Origin of the sequence: Bradyrhizobium sp. Leo170, assembly GCF_004296405.1 — a bacterium.
Taxonomy (GTDB): domain Bacteria; phylum Pseudomonadota; class Alphaproteobacteria; order Rhizobiales; family Xanthobacteraceae; genus Bradyrhizobium.
Genome location: NZ_PSRR01000010.1, coordinates 49,391 through 63,957 on the forward strand (window position 1 = coordinate 49,391; position 14,567 = coordinate 63,957).

The following is a 14,567-nucleotide window of genomic DNA, read 5'->3' on the forward strand; positions in this document are numbered from 1 at the left end:
CGCGGGTAGGGACCGCGGGCCGTTCCTTCAGCTCCACCTACCGGCTTAGGGTCACCGGGTCGGCGGCGCCGAGCTTGTCGGCCGGGATCGGGCCGGGAGGAGAGACCTGCTTCATGAGGTCATCGCTCCATTTGCCTTCCACCTTGATGTGCGCCGCGGCGCCGAGTTCGAAGGCCTCGATCAAGTTGTGGTTGAGATAGGCGTACACACCGGGCTGGCGGAAGGTATACAGCGCGGCTGCCGCCGAACCGCCACGCACCAGCCAGGTCTCGAGATCCTTCTCCGGCGGGTTGTTGAACTTGCCGGTCTCCCAGACATAGTCGCCGTGCCCGCCGATCAGGTGCGGACGGGTGTCGCGGTTGGCCTGCGAATGCACGATCATCACGGTCTCGCCGACCTTCGCGGTCAATGCATTCTTGCCGGTCAGCGCACCGACCCGTCCGTTGAAGACGACGTGCGTCGGGATCAGCTTGCGCATGACCTCCGTGGTGTCCGCATAGGACTCGCCGACCGTGTCGTAGGTCTTGTACTTGCCGTTCGCGTCCTTCGGCACATAGAGGTCGTTTTCGCCGATGTAGAAGATCTTGTCGTAGCGCAGCGACTTGCCGTCACGGTCCTTCAGCCCATCACGCGGCAGCACCATCACCGTGCCATGCATGCCGGAGACCACGTGCCATGGGACCATGCCCTCAGGAGCGCAGTGATAGACGAAGACACCGGGACGCGTCGCCTTCCAGCGCAGCACGGCCTGTTCGCCCGGATTGACCTTGGTCAGCGCGCCACCGCCCAACGCTCCGGTCGACGAGTGAAGGTCGATGTTGTGCGGCATGGAATTGGTCGCGGGATTGACGAGCGTCAGCTCCATGTAGTCGCCTTCGTGCACCACCATCATCGGGCCGGGCATGGAGCCATTGAAGGTCATCGCATGAAACTTGGTGCCGGCGTCGTCGATCACGACTTCCTTCTCCTGGACCGTGAGCTTGAACTCGACGATCTTCGGTCCGGCCTTGGTCGCCTGTTCGTGCGGATGCACGAAAGGCGGCGCGACCAGCTCGACTCGTTCACGCGGCAGCTTGAGGTCGTCGGCGGCCAGCGCCGGCGCGCTTATCATCAGCGCCGCGATCGCGGCTCCCATCAGGGCGGTCCTTCTCGTCAGCATGATGTTCTCCATCGCTTCAATCGTCCTAATTCGATGCCTGCATCATGTTGGATCTGGTGGCCAGACACTTTGCTCTGGAACAATGAGATGTCGATTTATTCGACGAAGCGATCTGCTCGAGAATTTGCGGACGATCAAAGAGAACTGAAGGCCGACACGTTAAGGTAGCGACATGAAATCGAACGCAGTGCCTACCGCGGATATGATGGTCGACGACGTGATGCGTCGATGGCCGCTCGCGATAGGCGTCTTTCTCGACTTCCGGATGCTATGTGTCGGCTGTCCGATCGGCGCTTTCCACTCGATCGAAGAAGCATGCGGCGAACACGGCGTAGACACCGACGTCTTCGTGTCGAAGCTTATGGATACTGCGAGGGCGGCTTAGATCATGATCCGATTAGAAGGAATCGGATCATGCTCTAGGGCTCGCGCTTGTGTGCCTGAACGGCTTCTTCGCCTTCGGCAAGATCATGCAGCCGATGCGTGTCGCACAGAACGATGCGCTGTCTGCCGCCCTCGACCAAGCCCTGCTGCTCCCACGCGCTGAGAATACGGCTGACGGTATGCAGCGTCGTTCCGGTCATCTCGGCGACGTCCTGCCGGCTGATCGGGAAGTCGATCTCGACGCCGGCATCGACCTTCCTTCCGGCCTGTTTCGCCAGGCGGAGCAGCGCATGGGCGACGCGCTGCTCGACCTGCTCGCTCGACATCTCCATGACGCGCGCTTGCGTATCCTGAAGACGGCTCCCCACGGTTTGGAGCGCGGTGCTGGCGAGGCTCGGGTATTTGACGATCAGGCGATGCCAGGAAGAGGAAGGCCAGGCGAGCGCGATGCTGTCCACGGCGGCGACGGCGGTTGCCGGATAGTTCGTCAGGTTCATGGCCTGCGCGACGCCGAAGAGCTCGCCCGCCGAGACGTAGCGGACCACGGACTGCTGTCCCTGCGACGTCGTCTTCTCGACCCGAAGATGTCCGTGAAGCAAAAGGAAGAAGCGATCCGCTTCCGCGCCCTGGTCGAACACCGCGGCTCCCTTTGGGTATCGAATCGAACGCGCCTCGCGCAGCAGTTCGTCCTGTTCGGTGGGCGTAAGCCCGGCGAACATCGGCAGGTTCGCGACCAGCGAGCGGTCGACTGCGGCCATCGATATCCTCATTCCAATATGCCGCGGCGACTATCCGCGGCCGATGCAAGCCCCAACGGCTCGTCAGGTTCTTAGTCCAGGATTCTACGACGAAGTTGAGCTGGCGCAACCTAGGCCGGGCGAGGCGGGGATATCTGACACGCGGGAGCCCGGTGGATTTCGGGCGCAAGTTTCAGGAAATGGAAAGCATGAGACAGATTGCGATGTTGGTTGGCGCCGCGGCGGCTCTAATCCTGGCCGGAAGCGCCCAGGCGGCGGACGTGGAAGTCAAGCTCCTGAACAGGGGAGCCGATGGTGTGATGGTGTTCGAGCCGGCCTTCGTGAAGATCGCACCCGGCGACACCGTGAAGTTCCTGTCCCCCGACAAGGGCCACAACGCCGAGTCCGTCAAAGGCATGCTTCCGGAGGGCGCAACGCCGTTCGTCGGCAAGAACGGTGAAGATATTGCCGTCAAGTTCGACAAAGAGGGCGTCTACGGCGTGAAATGTCTGCCTCACTACGGCATGGGCATGGTCGCGATGATCGTGGTCGGAACGCCCGGCAACGTCGACCAGGCCAAGGCGGTCCCGCAGAGCGGCAAGGCAAAGCAGGTGTTCGCGACGCTCTTCGACAAACTCGAAGCCGGCAAGACCGCGTCCAAGTGACGGTCTACCGGCCTCAGCTTCGCCAGAGTGTGATGCGATCAGATCGCTTGGCATCCCCGATGGCAACTGCGCTCCCTCTCCTGCTTGCGGGGGAGGGCTGGGGTGGGGGTGTCTCCGCGATTCACGCTGTCCTTGCAAGCGGAGAGAGCCCCACCGACGCTGGCGCGCCGACCTCCCCCGCAAGCGGGAGAGGTAAAGCAGTCGCTGCGGATTTAATCAAATCGCATCAGGCTTTAGTAAGTCGAATGGCGGGAGCCAGCCGCCGTCCGGGGCAGCGCCACACATTGACAGCTATTCTATTGCCGAAAGCGACAGGCGCATTGATATAGCGCAAAGCCAGACCTATTGACGCACCTTCTCTTCGACCGGGCAGCAGGCAGCCTTGCTCTCGGGGAAAATCAGGATCGACGTTCCCTCCTCGAGCCTCCGGAGAATATCGTCGGTGATAGCCTCGAAAAGTTTGCGTTCGATCACGCGATCTCTTCGGCTTCGTCGTCGCAATCTTTCGAAAATCCGCATCGCGTCCTCCGTTCATGATGAACCCGATATTGCAGATTTGGGGCGGTTCGATCTTTGTCGGGGATCAAACAGCTAGAGCTTCGGTTCTGATTGAATCAGAACCGAAGCTCTAGATTCTTGTTTTGACGCGTTTTCTTCACGCGAACCGGTGTCCACTTCGCTCGAAAACGCTCTATGTGAAGGACACGGCAATTTGTGCTCCGACAAAGAGCCCTCGATCGTGACGACCTACGATTACGGTTATTGAACGAGAATGACGCCCAAAGACGCCAATGGCGGCGATGCAGAGAGAGTTCTGAGATCACGATGATCGGCGCCAGCATATCACGATGGACGATGAGCTACTTCGCGATGGCGATCGCCTGGCTGTTCGTCGCGCTGGCGCTGATGGTGGCGGGCGTCGGCTTTCCCGCGGCCGATGTTGCAGCACCGGATACGCTCGTCCTCGCGCACGTGGTCTGCATCGGATGGCTCAGCCTCGCAATGTGCGGCGCGCTGTTCCAGTTCGTGCCTGTGCTCGTGGCGAAGCCGCTGTTCTCGGAGAAGTCGGCTTTGCCTGCTCTGGGTCTTCTGACCGCCGGTCTCGCCTCGCTGCTCGCGGGCTTCCTGGCATTGGGAGGTCGGCTGCCGGCCTGGCTCTGGCTGCTTCCGCTCGGCGCGGTCCTGCTGATCGCTGGATTCGGGCTGATCGTCGTCGATCTCGGGCTGACCGTATGGTTGCGGCCGGTAGGGCCGGCCCGCTTCGTCCTCGTCGGGTTGGCCTCGCTCTGTGTCACCGTCGCCTTCGGCGCGGTGTTCGCGTTCGCACTCGTGGGGTGGGCGGGATCGACCGGGCAATCGCTTCTGGCCGGCGGCGTGCCACTGCACGCGATCGCCGGTCTTGGCGGCTGGCTGACGTTGACGGCGATGGGCGTCAGCTACCGGCTATTGTCCATGTTCATGCTCTCGCCTGACGTCGACGACCGGAAAAGCGGCACGACGTTGATGGCGGGCGCGCTCGCGATCGCCGTTACAGTGGTCGGCGGTGTCCTCGCGGTCGAGCTCTTTGCCGGATTGGACGTGGTGCTATCGATTGCCGCCGTCCTCGGCCTCGCAACTGCCGCTCTATACGGGCGCGACGTGTTCGCAATCTTCCGCGCGCGCAAGCGCCGCCAGCTCGAGCTCAATACGCGGATGGCGATGCTGTCTTTCGCGAGTCTGGCGGGGACAGCGCTTCTCGGTGCAGCGCTTGTCGTGACCGGCGACTTTGCCGCGCATGTGGGCGCGTTCGCCTTCCTCGCCGTCTTCGGCTGGCTGTCGGGCCTGGTCCTCGCCAAGCTCTACAAGATCGTAGCGTTCCTGACCTGGCTGGAGACCTATGGTCCCGTGATGGGACGAACCCCGACTCCCCGCGTTCAGGACCTCGTCGCGGAGCGGAGGGCATCGAAGTGGTTCGTGATCTACTACGCGGGCGTCTGGACCGGAACGCTGCTGCTGCTGGTCGGCCAACCCTGGGGATTCCGAGCGGCCGCGATGGCGATGACGGCCGGAGTCATCGGCATCGTTCGCGAAGTGATCCGGACGCGGCAGCTTGCTGATGTCGCGAATCCGCTGCGCCTTCCGGGCGGCGTCCGCGCGCCCCATCTGCTGTTCGCAAGGAACTAGAGCATGATCCGGAAAAGTGGAAACCGGTTTTCCGAAAAGATCATGCTCAAACAAAGAGATGAGATCATGATCCGATTCCGTTTAATCGGATCATGATCTAAAGACCAAACGGAGGGAAGAAGCATGACCGAATACATCGACGTAGATGTCCGTCCGATCCTGCGTGCAGGCGGCGAACCGTTCTCGGTCATCATGGCCGCACTCGAACGCCTAGAGGCAGGGCAGGGGCTCCGCCTTTACGCCACGTTCAAGCCGATCCCGCTATTCGCCGTCATGGCAGACAGAGGGTTCATGCATTCCGAGCGCGCGCTCGACGGCGGCGAATGGGAAGTTCTGTTCACGCCGACGGAGGCGACGGAGAACGCGGCCGCTCCGAGCGGCACGCCGAGCTTCGACAATTGGCCGGAGCCTGCTGTGACGCTCGACAATCGCGACCTCGATCCTCCTGAGCCCATGGTCCGGATCCTTGCGGCCGCCGAGAAACTAGGTCCCGGCGAGACTCTTTCCGCGCTGCTGCGCCGCGAGCCCGTCTTTCTGTTTCCGCAGCTCGAGAAGCGTGGATACCGCTGGCTCGGCGGGTTCACGCCTGATGGCGCGACCTACGAACTGACCGTGAGGGCTCCGTCATGACAAGCGAACTCGTCGACCGTATCAGGGACGCGCTGCGTGTCGTGATCGATCCCGAGCTCGGTCACAACATCGTCGATCTCGGCTTCGTCTATGACATCTCGGTCATCGGAGACGCCGTCCGCATCACGATGACGGCGACCACCCCAGGATGCCCCGCGACCGGTTTCCTGCAAGAAGGCGTGACCAGCTGTGTTGCGGAGGTGCCGGGCGTCGGCTCGGTCGATGTCGAGATGACGTTCGATCCGCCCTGGACTCCAGCACGTATCGATCCAGCCGTCCGCGCGGCGCTTGGCTTCGCCGCGGTCAACTGACCTGATCGTGATCCGATTAGACGAAATCGGATCACGATCTCATCTCTTTGTTTGAGCATGATCTTTTCGGAAAACCGGGGCTCCACTTTTCCGGATCATGCTCTGGGACAACGACATCCCCGGCAAGGCGACGTCGTATTCGCGGCACGCGAACAGGTGGGCAAAAGTTGCTCGGTCCGGCAATTTTGATCCGGTCTTGCCGCTATCTCGCAGTCTCAATTATCTGATTTTATTGCATTTTTTCATTGGCAGGCGGCTTGCAACGATCCCAGCGGTTGCGGCCATGACACCTGAAGCATCCCGGCGGCCGCCCGGATCCAATTGGAGATGATGTAATGGGTATCTTCGGCGCCCTGACCACGTCCGTTGCAGGACTGCGGGCAAACTCGTACGCGCTGGAAAACATTTCCGGTAACATCGCGAACTCGCAGACGACCGGCTTCAAGCGGATCGACACCAGCTTCCTTGACCTCATTCCCGACACCGGCACGAACGCGCAGCTTGCAGGCAGCGTGGTTGCGAACTCGCGCAGCACCAACACGCTTGCCGGCTCCGTTCAGTCGGCTTCGGTCTCCACCTACATGGCGATCAACGGCGACGGCTTCTTCGCCGTGCAGAAGCCGGGCAGCATATCTGACAGCCAGCCGATATTCGACGGCGTCAACCGATACACAAGGCGCGGCGACTTTACGCTGGATAAAAACGGATATCTCGTTAACGGTGCCGGCTACTATCTCGAGGGCGTGAAGATTGATCCGACGACCGGAAATCCCGCCGGAAGTACGCCAGAAGTCCTGAGGTTCCAGAACGATTTCCTGCCGTCGCAGGCAACCACCAAGATCGACTATCGAGCCAATCTCGCCAGCTACCCGCTGACAACCAAGCACCAAACATCAGTGCCAGGCTCGGAATTGCTGAGGCCTGCCGATTTCATATCCAATCCACGAACCCTTGGAACGGCCGCGACGCCGTTTGCCAATACACCCGTGACCGGTAATGCGCGGAACAACCTCGAGACGATAGCGAAGCCCATTTCCGCAGCAACGTCGCTCGTGAGCGCGGCGGGCACGGATTCGCTCACGGCAGGCTTTGCCAGCGGTGACACGCTGGTGCTGAAGACCACCACGGGCGGTGTCACGACAACCAAGACGATCTCGTTCTATACCGGAGCCGCGCCCGCGCCTGTCGCCGGAACGACCTTTGTCGATCTCGCCACCGCGACGGTTGGAAGCCTTTTAACCACCATTGACGGTCTTACAGGCAATGTTTCGCCATCACCGGTGTCCAGCGTGTCGAGCACCGGCGCGATCACCTTGAATACGGGTACGGCAAACGACTTCAGCCTTGCCGCAGGTTCTTCCGCATCGGCTGTCGCAGCATTTCAAGCGCTGGGCTTCTCGGGCACCGTTGTCGGGATGCGTGCGGGCGGCGGGACAGCCGGTACCGGCGTCGTCATTGGCAGCGACAATCAAGCCTTCCTGGATGAGTCGATAAGCGGAGGCGCGAGGACCGTGTATGACGGCAACGGCGCTCCAGTCAGCCTGCAGTTCCGCTGGGCCAAGGTTGAATCGTCCACCATGGGTGGGACGGATACCTGGAATCTATTCTACCAGGTCAATTCCAACGCGACCGGAAACACCGTTGCCTGGCAGAACGTCGGAACGGACTTCAAGTTTGGTCCGAACGGGCAGATGCAGCCGGTGGTCAGTCAGATCACGCTGGCCGGGCTTACCGTGGATGGTACCAGCCTGGGTAACGTCACAATGGCATTTGGCACCGGCGGACTAACGTCGTTTGCGGACACCAATGGCAACGTGCAAGTGAACCAACTGCAGCAGGACGGTTACGCCGCGGGTCAACTGCAAAGCGTATCGGTCAGCGACGAGGGACGTGTTGTCGGCACCTACTCGAACGGCCGCACCATCGATCTCGCGGAGGTCTCTATTGCCACCTTCAACGGCGCCAACTTCCTGAAGCGTGTCGACGGCGGCGCTTTTGAAGTGACCAACGAATCCGGAGACGCGCTCTATGGAAAAGGCGGGAGTATTTCGGGCTCGTCGCTCGAATCTTCGAACACTGATATCGCTGACGAATTCACAAAATTGATCGTGACGCAGCAGGCCTATTCGGCGAACACCAAGGTGATCACGACAACGAACACGATGGTCCAGGATCTCCTGAACGTGATGCGGTAATTGACACCGGCGCGCGCGTAACCGCTTGAGAGGAACTTGTCATGAGTCTGAATGACGCCCTCGCCATCGCCATGTCCGGCCTCCGCGCCAACCAGGCGGCGATGTCGCTGGTCTCGTCGAACGTCGCCAATGCGGAAACGCCCGGCTATGTTCGCAAGACGCTCGACCAGGTCACGTCCTATGCCGGTGCGCATGGCAGCAACGTCGTCGTCGCCGGGATCAATCGCGAACTCGATCAATATATCCAGGCGCAGTTGCGCACGGAAACGTCGGGCGCGTCGTATGCCTCGCTTCGCTCAAACGTTCTGCAGCAACTGCAAAGCCTCTATGGAGATCCGGGTTCAATCGGAACGCTGGAGAGCGCATTTAACAACCTCACGACGGCGCTGCAGGCGCTCACCACCAGCGCTGACAGCCAGTCGGCCCGAATAGGCGTTCTCAACGCGGCGTCGACGCTCACGCAACAACTGAACTCGATGACGCAAGGTATTCAAACCTTGCGCGGCACCGCAGAGACCGGCATCAAGGACTCGGTCACGACGGCGAACAATCTGCTCAAGCAGATAGCGTCAATCAACAGCCAATTGAAGGCTAATCCATCCGGCGGCACGTCCACCGATGCGTCGACCGCCGCATTGCTCGATCAACGTGACCAGTATGTGAATCAGCTGTCCGAGCTGATGGACATCCGTGTCACGACCAATGGCGCCAACCAGGTCACGGTTTTTACCGGCTCCGGCATCCAGCTCGTGGGTAACGAAGCCGCGACCCTGTCGTTCAATGCTCAGGCCACCGTTGGTGCAAATACGACTTGGAGCAGCGATCCCAATCAGAGCCAGCTTGGCTCCGTCATACTTGAGTTTCCGGGCAGTGGCGCGTCGATCGATCTCACGGCTACCGGTGCGATCAAATCGGGCAAGATCGCGGCTTATACCGAGCTGCGAGACAAGACGTTAGTCACTGCACAGAACCAGCTCGACCAGTTCGCTGCGTCGCTGTCGAGCGCGTTGTCCGATCAGACAACAGCGGGCACGCCGATAACGGGCTCGCCAGTCCCGGCCGGAACTCCTTCGGGGTTTGCGCTCGATGTCTCGGGCATGAAATCCGGCAACGTCATTCATCTCACTTATACCGATGCGGCGACCAATCAGCAGCGCCAAATCTCCCTCGTGCGGGTTGACGACCCCCGCGTGCTGCCGCTGTCGAATGATGTGACGGCGGACCCGAATGATCAGGTGATCGGGATCGATTTCTCCGGATCGTTCTCGTCGGTGCTCGATCAGCTCAACACGGCTCTGGGTGGCAACGTCACATTCAGCGGGACAAGCACATCGCTGAGCGTTCTGAGCAATCCCGCTTTCGCCCGGATCGATAGCGCCTCGGTTACGGTCACCAAGGGCACGAACGCCTTGAGCGATGGCAGCCCGCAGATCGATCTCTTCACTGACAGCGGTTCACCTTACAGCGGTGCGATCAGCGCGTCGGGATCTCAGATAACGGGTCTTGCGGGACGCCTGACGGTCAACAGCGCGCTGATCAATGATCCTGCCAAGCTCGTGACGTACGGGAGTTCGACGCCGGCAGGAGACACCACACGGCCCTCGTTCATCCTCAATCAGCTGAGCAACGCGACTTACACATTTGGTGCGCAGAGCGGGGTCGGTAGTGCGAGCGCACCGTTCAAGGGCACGCTGCTCAGCTTCATGCGACAGTTCACCAGTCAGCAGGGGGCAGATGCCGACGCGGCGAAGCAGCTTGCCGATGGTCAGAACGTCGTGCTCAGCACGCTCCAGCAGAAGATGTCGACGTCCTCGGGCGTGAACATGGATGAAGAGATGGCGCATCTCTTGTCGTTACAGAACGCTTATTCGGCAAACGCGCGCGTGATGTCGGCGGTCAACGACATGTACAAGACCCTGATGCAGGTATTCTGAGGCAGCCATGACAATATCCGGGGTTAGTCAACGCACATCCTATATCGGCTCGGGCATTCTCGATTTGCGCAGTCAGCTTGATACGCTGACGCAGCAGCTCGCGTCCGGCAAGATTTCCAATACTTACGCTGGACAGGGGAGTGGCCGCAGCCTTGCGATCGCGCTGCGCGCGCAGATCACAGGGATAGGAGCCTATTCCGATACTGCGACCAATCTGAACACGCGCATTGGTGTCGTCAACCTTTCACTGCAGCAACTGGTGAAGATCGGGTCGGAAGTGAAGGGCGCCGCCGTCAGCGCAAGCACGGATCTCGACGATGCGGGCCATACCTCCGGCCAGAAGACCGCATTGCTCGACTTCACCGATTCAGTCGACATGCTCAACGCGAAGTCAGGCGATCGCTATCTGTTTTCCGGCCGTGCTACCGATACCGCGCCCGTGGCGTCGGCCGATGAGATCATGAACGGTCGCGGCGCGCAGGTCGCCGGACTGAAGCAGGTCATCGCCGAGCGAAAGATCGCTGATCTCGGTGTCAATCAGAATGGGCGCGTCGGCAACGCCATCGGCACGTCGGCAACGTCGGTTGTTCTCACCGAGGAGGATGCAACGCCGGCGCCTCCGCAGCAGGCGCAGCCGTTCGGGATCAAGCTCACCGGCGTATCCACAAATATAACGGGCGCTACCGTCACCCAGCCCGTCGACCTGCCCGCGACCGTTCCGCCGGCGCCGCCGGCAACGCCGGTGCAGAAGTCCATGTCGGTCGATCTTGGCGCGACCAATCCGAAGCCCGGCGACCAGGTCAAGTTCACCTTCACCATGCCGGACGGCACCAAAGAAGATATTGTCATGACGGCGTCGAACACCACGCCGCTCGCCGCCAACAGCTTCCTGATTGGGGCCGATCCCACCGCGACCGCGGCCAACCTGAACACGGCGCTCGGGACCTCGATGAAGAATCTGGCGAACGGTCCGATGGTGGCAGCGTCTGCGATGGAGGCCGGTGATAACTTTTTCGATCAACCTCCGCTGCGCGTCGGCACGACGCCGCTTGCCTCGGCCACGACGCTTGTGGCCGGCACTCCCGACAACACCGTGATTTGGTACAACGGCGAACAGAATACTGCTGCGAACGGTTCGGCGCGCGGATCGGCGGTAGCCCAGATCGATACATCCATCACGGTGCAGTATGGCGCCAGAGCCGACGAACCCGCATTGCGTTCGCAACTGCAGACGGTGGCAGTATTCGCGGCTGTGACCACATCGGCGACGGACCCCTATGCCAATGCCCAGGTCACCGCGCTCAACCAGCGCGTCGCGAACAGTTTGGCAACCGTCCCGGGGACCCAGACGATTGAAGATATTCAGGCGGACTTCGCCGGCGCGCAGGGCTCGATCAAAGCGGCCACCGATCGGCAAGTTCAAACCAAGGCGATGGCGCAAACGATGCTGGATTCCATCGAAGGCGTCAATGACGACGAAGTCGCGACCAAGATCCTGGCACTGCAGACGGCGCTGCAGGCGTCTTATCAAACGACATCGATGCTTTACCAGATGAGCCTCGTCAAATTCCTCTAACTGCAGGCTTTCGGCAGGGCCGGCACGCGTGTCGTGAAACTGTAATATCGCGTCTTTAGTGTCGTGACATTCGTCGGCGTGGGGATGGATCTGCTGGCGTCCAACTTGAATCGTCAGCAGCCAGTGTCTTTCCGAAGCTTCTACTGCTGATCGGGCAGTGAAAATGCTTCAATCGGCCGATACGGCGGTTAGGTTACACCATAATTTGCAGCGTTGCTGGCTCAGCTATGTCGCCCCTTGGGCTATTGGACTTGCGCTGACCGGCATGATGCCGGCCGGACGACCGGTTCTAGCGCAGTCAGGGAGCGAGACGGTCATCGATTTCTCGATCCGGCCGCAGCCGCTCGCCTCGGCGCTCAGCCGCTACGGCGATGCCACGGGAAATGAGGCGCTTTACGAAGGCGGTCTCGCGGACGGGCGAGTCTCGGCCGACGTGCAAGGGCGGTTGACGCCAACCGAGGCTTTGCAGCGGCTCTTGGCGGGGACCGGCCTGGTTGCCCGCTTCGTCGCCGAAGGCACCTTCGTCCTCGCGCCCGGGCCGCAGCACAAATCGAGGCAAGCGATGCCGGCTGCGCATCGACGCTATTATGCGCTTATCCAGGAGGATGTGCTCGACACCTTGTGCAGGCTGCACGAAGCGCGGCCTAATCACTACCGTCTTGTTACCGTGTTCTGGATTGCGCAAAGCGGCGCTGTTGAAGATCTCTTGCGCGTCGGCACGTCGGGAAGTGCGAGTACCGATCAACTGATCGATCAGACATTGGGCGGACTGAAATTCAGAGAACCGCCGCCGGCCGATTTCGTACAGCCGGTTCGCCTGTTGTTCGTGCCGCAAGGCCCTGGTGTGAATCCTGGCTGCGCAACCGCGGACGCTCGCCTGCGCGCTCATGGAGCCGCGCCTTGAACGAGACCCCGTTGGCGATCATGCGCAGGCTGTTTATCGACGGCTATGACGATCTGAAAAAGCGACTGACCCTGCGCCTGGGCTCGGCCGACCTCGCGGGCGAGGCCATGCATGATACGTGGTTGCGTCTGGCACGGCTGGAGCCGGCCGGCGCGGTCCAACGTCCCGAGCATTATCTTTTTCGCGCCGCCTTGAATGCGGCCGATGATCGACGCCGCCGCGAGAAGCGCCACAGCCGCGACATCGAGCTGGATGACGCTTTGGAGATTCCAGACGGGCAGCCGACGGCGGAGGAGGAGCTGATCGCCCGGTCGGAGCTTGCGGCATTCGAGACGATCATGGCAGAACTTCCGCCGCGTCGACGGGCGATTTTTCTGGCGGCGCGTGTCGGCAATGTCCCTCGCCAGGTCATTGCCGACCAGATGAGAATTTCGCGACGACTGGTTGCCAGAGAGCTGATGCTGGCGCACAAGCATTGTCTGTCGCGCTGGAAAGAGTTGATGGAATAGCGTTGCGGTTTCGGCCTCCCAGAACCGTCTTAGTATAGAGAGCTATGAAGATTGCGAGCCGTATCCTCGGGCGTCGCGCGGAGAGAAGCGCGGTAGTGCGATGAGCAAAGAGCATGGCCAAGGGCCGGATCTTAGCCGCATCGAGCATGAAGCCGTCGGTTGGGTCCAAAAGGTCGCGTCTGGAGAAGCGACGCCGGAGGAATTGCAGGCGGCGCTGGCTTGGCGTGTGCAGAGCCCGCTTCATGCCAAAGCCTATGAGGACGCGGAGCGCGTCTGGAACAGGATGGGCGTGGTTGGCCGTGCGCAGCACGGCCGCGACATGGACTTTGTGGGTCCCCTGAAGGAGTTCGGGCAGCGCAAAGCGGCGCTGAACCGTCGTATGATGTTGGGTGGCGGCGCGGCCGTGATTGGGATAGCGGCCGTCTACGGCGGGATGAATCCGCCGCTTGGTCTGTGGCCATCGCTTTCGGAACTGCGGGCCGATTTTCGCACCGGCACCGGCCAACAACAGACGATCCGCTTCGTTGAGGCCGTCGCGATCGACCTGAATACACAGACAAGTCTTGCGATCCGTCCGGCGACCGCGCAGGAGGATTGCATCGAGTTGCTCGCCGGGGAAGCATCGTTTGCGACGCAGGGTCGTCTGGCGCGGTCGCTGGCCGTGTTTGCCGCAAATGGCAAGACGGTGAGTGATTCCGGCCGGTTTGATGTCCGCTACATTGCGACCAGCGATCATGCCGCAGTCAACGTGACTTGTTTCGAGGGCCAATTGCGGATCGAATTTCGGGATGATGTCGCTGAGCTTCGTCCGGGACAACGGGTCCGGTATGACGGCGTCGGCTTGAGCGAGATCGGTACGGTCGATCTGGCGGTCGAATCGGAATGGCGGCGGGGCGTTGTCGAGTTCCGCAGCACACCGCTTGCGGATGCGGTCGAGGAAATGAACCGATATCGGCCGGGCCGCATCATCCTCGTGAACCCTGCGCTAGGGCGAAGACTGCTTAGCGGCCGCTTCCGGATCGACCAGATGGAGCGGGTGTTGCTGCAGCTCGAGCACACTTTTCAGGCGAAGCTTCAACGCCTTCCAGGCGGAATCGTCCTGCTGAGCTGACCACTCCGCATTTTTTTAAGAATTTCTTCCCCCGACGTTGCTCAACCTGCGGGGTCACTCAGTCTCCCTCAATGAGAGCCAATTTTGCCGAGGCGGCAGCGTCATCGCGCTGCTGCGTCGGTCGTCCATTGTCGGCTGAAGGAATCGCCCGATGTCCGCCCCAAGAGCAGTTTCCTCCATCAATGCAACGCGTTGCAGGGCTCGTTACGCCGCCCTTCTCGCCGGAGTGAGTATTGCGGCGCTCTTCCTGTCCAGCCCGCAAGCGGCAGCGCGTCCGCTGGGTGGTTCG

General features: G+C 61.1%; 14 protein-coding genes. 11 read left to right on the plus strand and 3 right to left on the minus strand.

What is annotated here, in order from left to right; translation table 11 throughout:
• Positions 1–37: 37 nt before the first annotated feature.
• A complete protein-coding gene (nirK, locus tag CWO89_RS03750) occupies positions 38–1,159 on the minus strand; it encodes a copper-containing nitrite reductase (protein WP_130577323.1) in 1,122 nt (373 codons plus the stop codon).
• A 205-nt stretch (positions 1,160–1,364) separates the two neighbouring features.
• Here nirK and CWO89_RS03755 point away from each other — a divergent pair, with 205 nt between their 5' ends.
• The gene (locus CWO89_RS03755; RefSeq protein WP_349645054.1) at positions 1,365–1,544 is read left to right on the plus strand and encodes a DUF1858 domain-containing protein; all 180 of its coding nucleotides are present in this window, start codon (positions 1,365–1,367) and stop codon (positions 1,542–1,544) included.
• Positions 1,545–1,578: 34 nt separating this feature from the next.
• Here CWO89_RS03755 and CWO89_RS03760 read toward each other — a convergent pair whose 3' ends face one another.
• Positions 1,579–2,301 carry a Crp/Fnr family transcriptional regulator gene (locus CWO89_RS03760; protein WP_130577324.1) on the minus strand — a complete coding sequence of 241 codons (723 nt, stop codon included), beginning with the start codon at positions 2,299–2,301 and terminating at the stop codon, positions 1,579–1,581.
• A gap of 188 nt (positions 2,302–2,489) precedes the next feature.
• Between CWO89_RS03760 and CWO89_RS03765 the strand changes: the two genes are divergently transcribed.
• On the plus strand, positions 2,490–2,945 hold the full coding sequence (locus CWO89_RS03765; protein ID WP_130577325.1) for a pseudoazurin: 456 nt from the start codon (positions 2,490–2,492) through the stop codon (positions 2,943–2,945).
• Between the two features lie 342 nt (positions 2,946–3,287).
• Here the strand turns inward: CWO89_RS03765 and CWO89_RS48785 are convergent, their stop codons facing one another.
• Positions 3,288–3,419, minus strand: a complete 132-nt coding sequence (locus tag CWO89_RS48785) for a hypothetical protein (RefSeq protein WP_282526816.1) — start codon at positions 3,417–3,419, stop codon at positions 3,288–3,290.
• A gap of 381 nt (positions 3,420–3,800) precedes the next feature.
• Here CWO89_RS48785 and CWO89_RS03770 point away from each other — a divergent pair, with 381 nt between their 5' ends.
• The 9 genes from CWO89_RS03770 to CWO89_RS03810 all read left to right on the plus strand — a co-directional run bounded on the left by CWO89_RS03770 (position 3,801) and on the right by CWO89_RS03810 (position 14,278).
• Positions 3,801–5,108: a hypothetical protein gene (locus tag CWO89_RS03770; protein ID WP_245475690.1), complete on the plus strand. Its 1,308-nt coding sequence runs from the start codon at positions 3,801–3,803 to the stop codon at positions 5,106–5,108.
• A gap of 123 nt (positions 5,109–5,231) precedes the next feature.
• Positions 5,232–5,738, plus strand: coding sequence for a DUF2249 domain-containing protein (locus CWO89_RS03775; protein ID WP_130577327.1), 507 nt, complete (start codon positions 5,232–5,234; stop codon positions 5,736–5,738).
• On the plus strand, positions 5,735–6,049 hold the full coding sequence (locus CWO89_RS03780) for a metal-sulfur cluster assembly factor (RefSeq protein WP_130577328.1): 315 nt from the start codon (positions 5,735–5,737) through the stop codon (positions 6,047–6,049). Before CWO89_RS03775 ends, CWO89_RS03780 begins: the two co-directional genes overlap by 4 nt.
• A gap of 335 nt (positions 6,050–6,384) precedes the next feature.
• Positions 6,385–8,244, plus strand: coding sequence for a flagellar hook-basal body complex protein (locus tag CWO89_RS03785; protein ID WP_130577329.1), 1,860 nt, complete (start codon positions 6,385–6,387; stop codon positions 8,242–8,244).
• Positions 8,245–8,285: 41 nt separating this feature from the next.
• Positions 8,286–10,178 carry a flagellar hook-associated protein FlgK gene (gene flgK, locus CWO89_RS03790; protein ID WP_130577330.1) on the plus strand — a complete coding sequence of 631 codons (1,893 nt, stop codon included), beginning with the start codon at positions 8,286–8,288 and terminating at the stop codon, positions 10,176–10,178.
• 7 nt (positions 10,179–10,185) lie between these two features.
• On the plus strand, positions 10,186–11,754 hold the full coding sequence (locus CWO89_RS03795) for a flagellar biosynthesis protein FlgL (protein WP_130577331.1): 1,569 nt from the start codon (positions 10,186–10,188) through the stop codon (positions 11,752–11,754).
• A 268-nt stretch (positions 11,755–12,022) separates the two neighbouring features.
• The gene (locus CWO89_RS49390; RefSeq protein ID WP_502702886.1) at positions 12,023–12,658 is read left to right on the plus strand and encodes an STN domain-containing protein; all 636 of its coding nucleotides are present in this window, start codon (positions 12,023–12,025) and stop codon (positions 12,656–12,658) included.
• Positions 12,655–13,167: an RNA polymerase sigma factor gene (locus CWO89_RS03805; protein ID WP_130577333.1), complete on the plus strand. Its 513-nt coding sequence runs from the start codon at positions 12,655–12,657 to the stop codon at positions 13,165–13,167. Before CWO89_RS49390 ends, CWO89_RS03805 begins: the two co-directional genes overlap by 4 nt.
• A 100-nt stretch (positions 13,168–13,267) precedes the next feature.
• Positions 13,268–14,278 carry a FecR family protein gene (locus CWO89_RS03810; protein WP_130577334.1) on the plus strand — a complete coding sequence of 337 codons (1,011 nt, stop codon included), beginning with the start codon at positions 13,268–13,270 and terminating at the stop codon, positions 14,276–14,278.
• Positions 14,279–14,567: the final 289 nt, after the last annotated feature.

What these genes read in the sequence shown, in the direction of transcription:
- CWO89_RS03770 (WP_245475690.1), top strand. Translation starts at nt 3,801, where the DNA reads ATGAGCTACTTCGCGATGGCGATCGCCTGGCTGTTCGTCGCGCTGGCG.
- CWO89_RS03765 (WP_130577325.1), top strand. Translation starts at nt 2,490, where the DNA reads ATGAGACAGATTGCGATGTTGGTTGGCGCCGCGGCGGCTCTAATCCTG.
- CWO89_RS03810 (WP_130577334.1), top strand. Translation starts at nt 13,268, where the DNA reads ATGAGCAAAGAGCATGGCCAAGGGCCGGATCTTAGCCGCATCGAGCAT.
- CWO89_RS49390 (WP_502702886.1), top strand. Translation starts at nt 12,023, where the DNA reads ATGCCGGCCGGACGACCGGTTCTAGCGCAGTCAGGGAGCGAGACGGTC.
- flgK (WP_130577330.1), top strand. Translation starts at nt 8,286, where the DNA reads ATGAGTCTGAATGACGCCCTCGCCATCGCCATGTCCGGCCTCCGCGCC.
- nirK (WP_130577323.1), bottom strand. Translation starts at nt 1,159, where the DNA reads ATGCTGACGAGAAGGACCGCCCTGATGGGAGCCGCGATCGCGGCGCTG.
- CWO89_RS03795 (WP_130577331.1), top strand. Translation starts at nt 10,186, where the DNA reads ATGACAATATCCGGGGTTAGTCAACGCACATCCTATATCGGCTCGGGC.
- CWO89_RS03755 (WP_349645054.1), top strand. Translation starts at nt 1,365, where the DNA reads ATGGTCGACGACGTGATGCGTCGATGGCCGCTCGCGATAGGCGTCTTT.
- CWO89_RS03785 (WP_130577329.1), top strand. Translation starts at nt 6,385, where the DNA reads ATGGGTATCTTCGGCGCCCTGACCACGTCCGTTGCAGGACTGCGGGCA.
- CWO89_RS03775 (WP_130577327.1), top strand. Translation starts at nt 5,232, where the DNA reads ATGACCGAATACATCGACGTAGATGTCCGTCCGATCCTGCGTGCAGGC.
- CWO89_RS03760 (WP_130577324.1), bottom strand. Translation starts at nt 2,301, where the DNA reads ATGGCCGCAGTCGACCGCTCGCTGGTCGCGAACCTGCCGATGTTCGCC.
- CWO89_RS03780 (WP_130577328.1), top strand. Translation starts at nt 5,735, where the DNA reads ATGACAAGCGAACTCGTCGACCGTATCAGGGACGCGCTGCGTGTCGTG.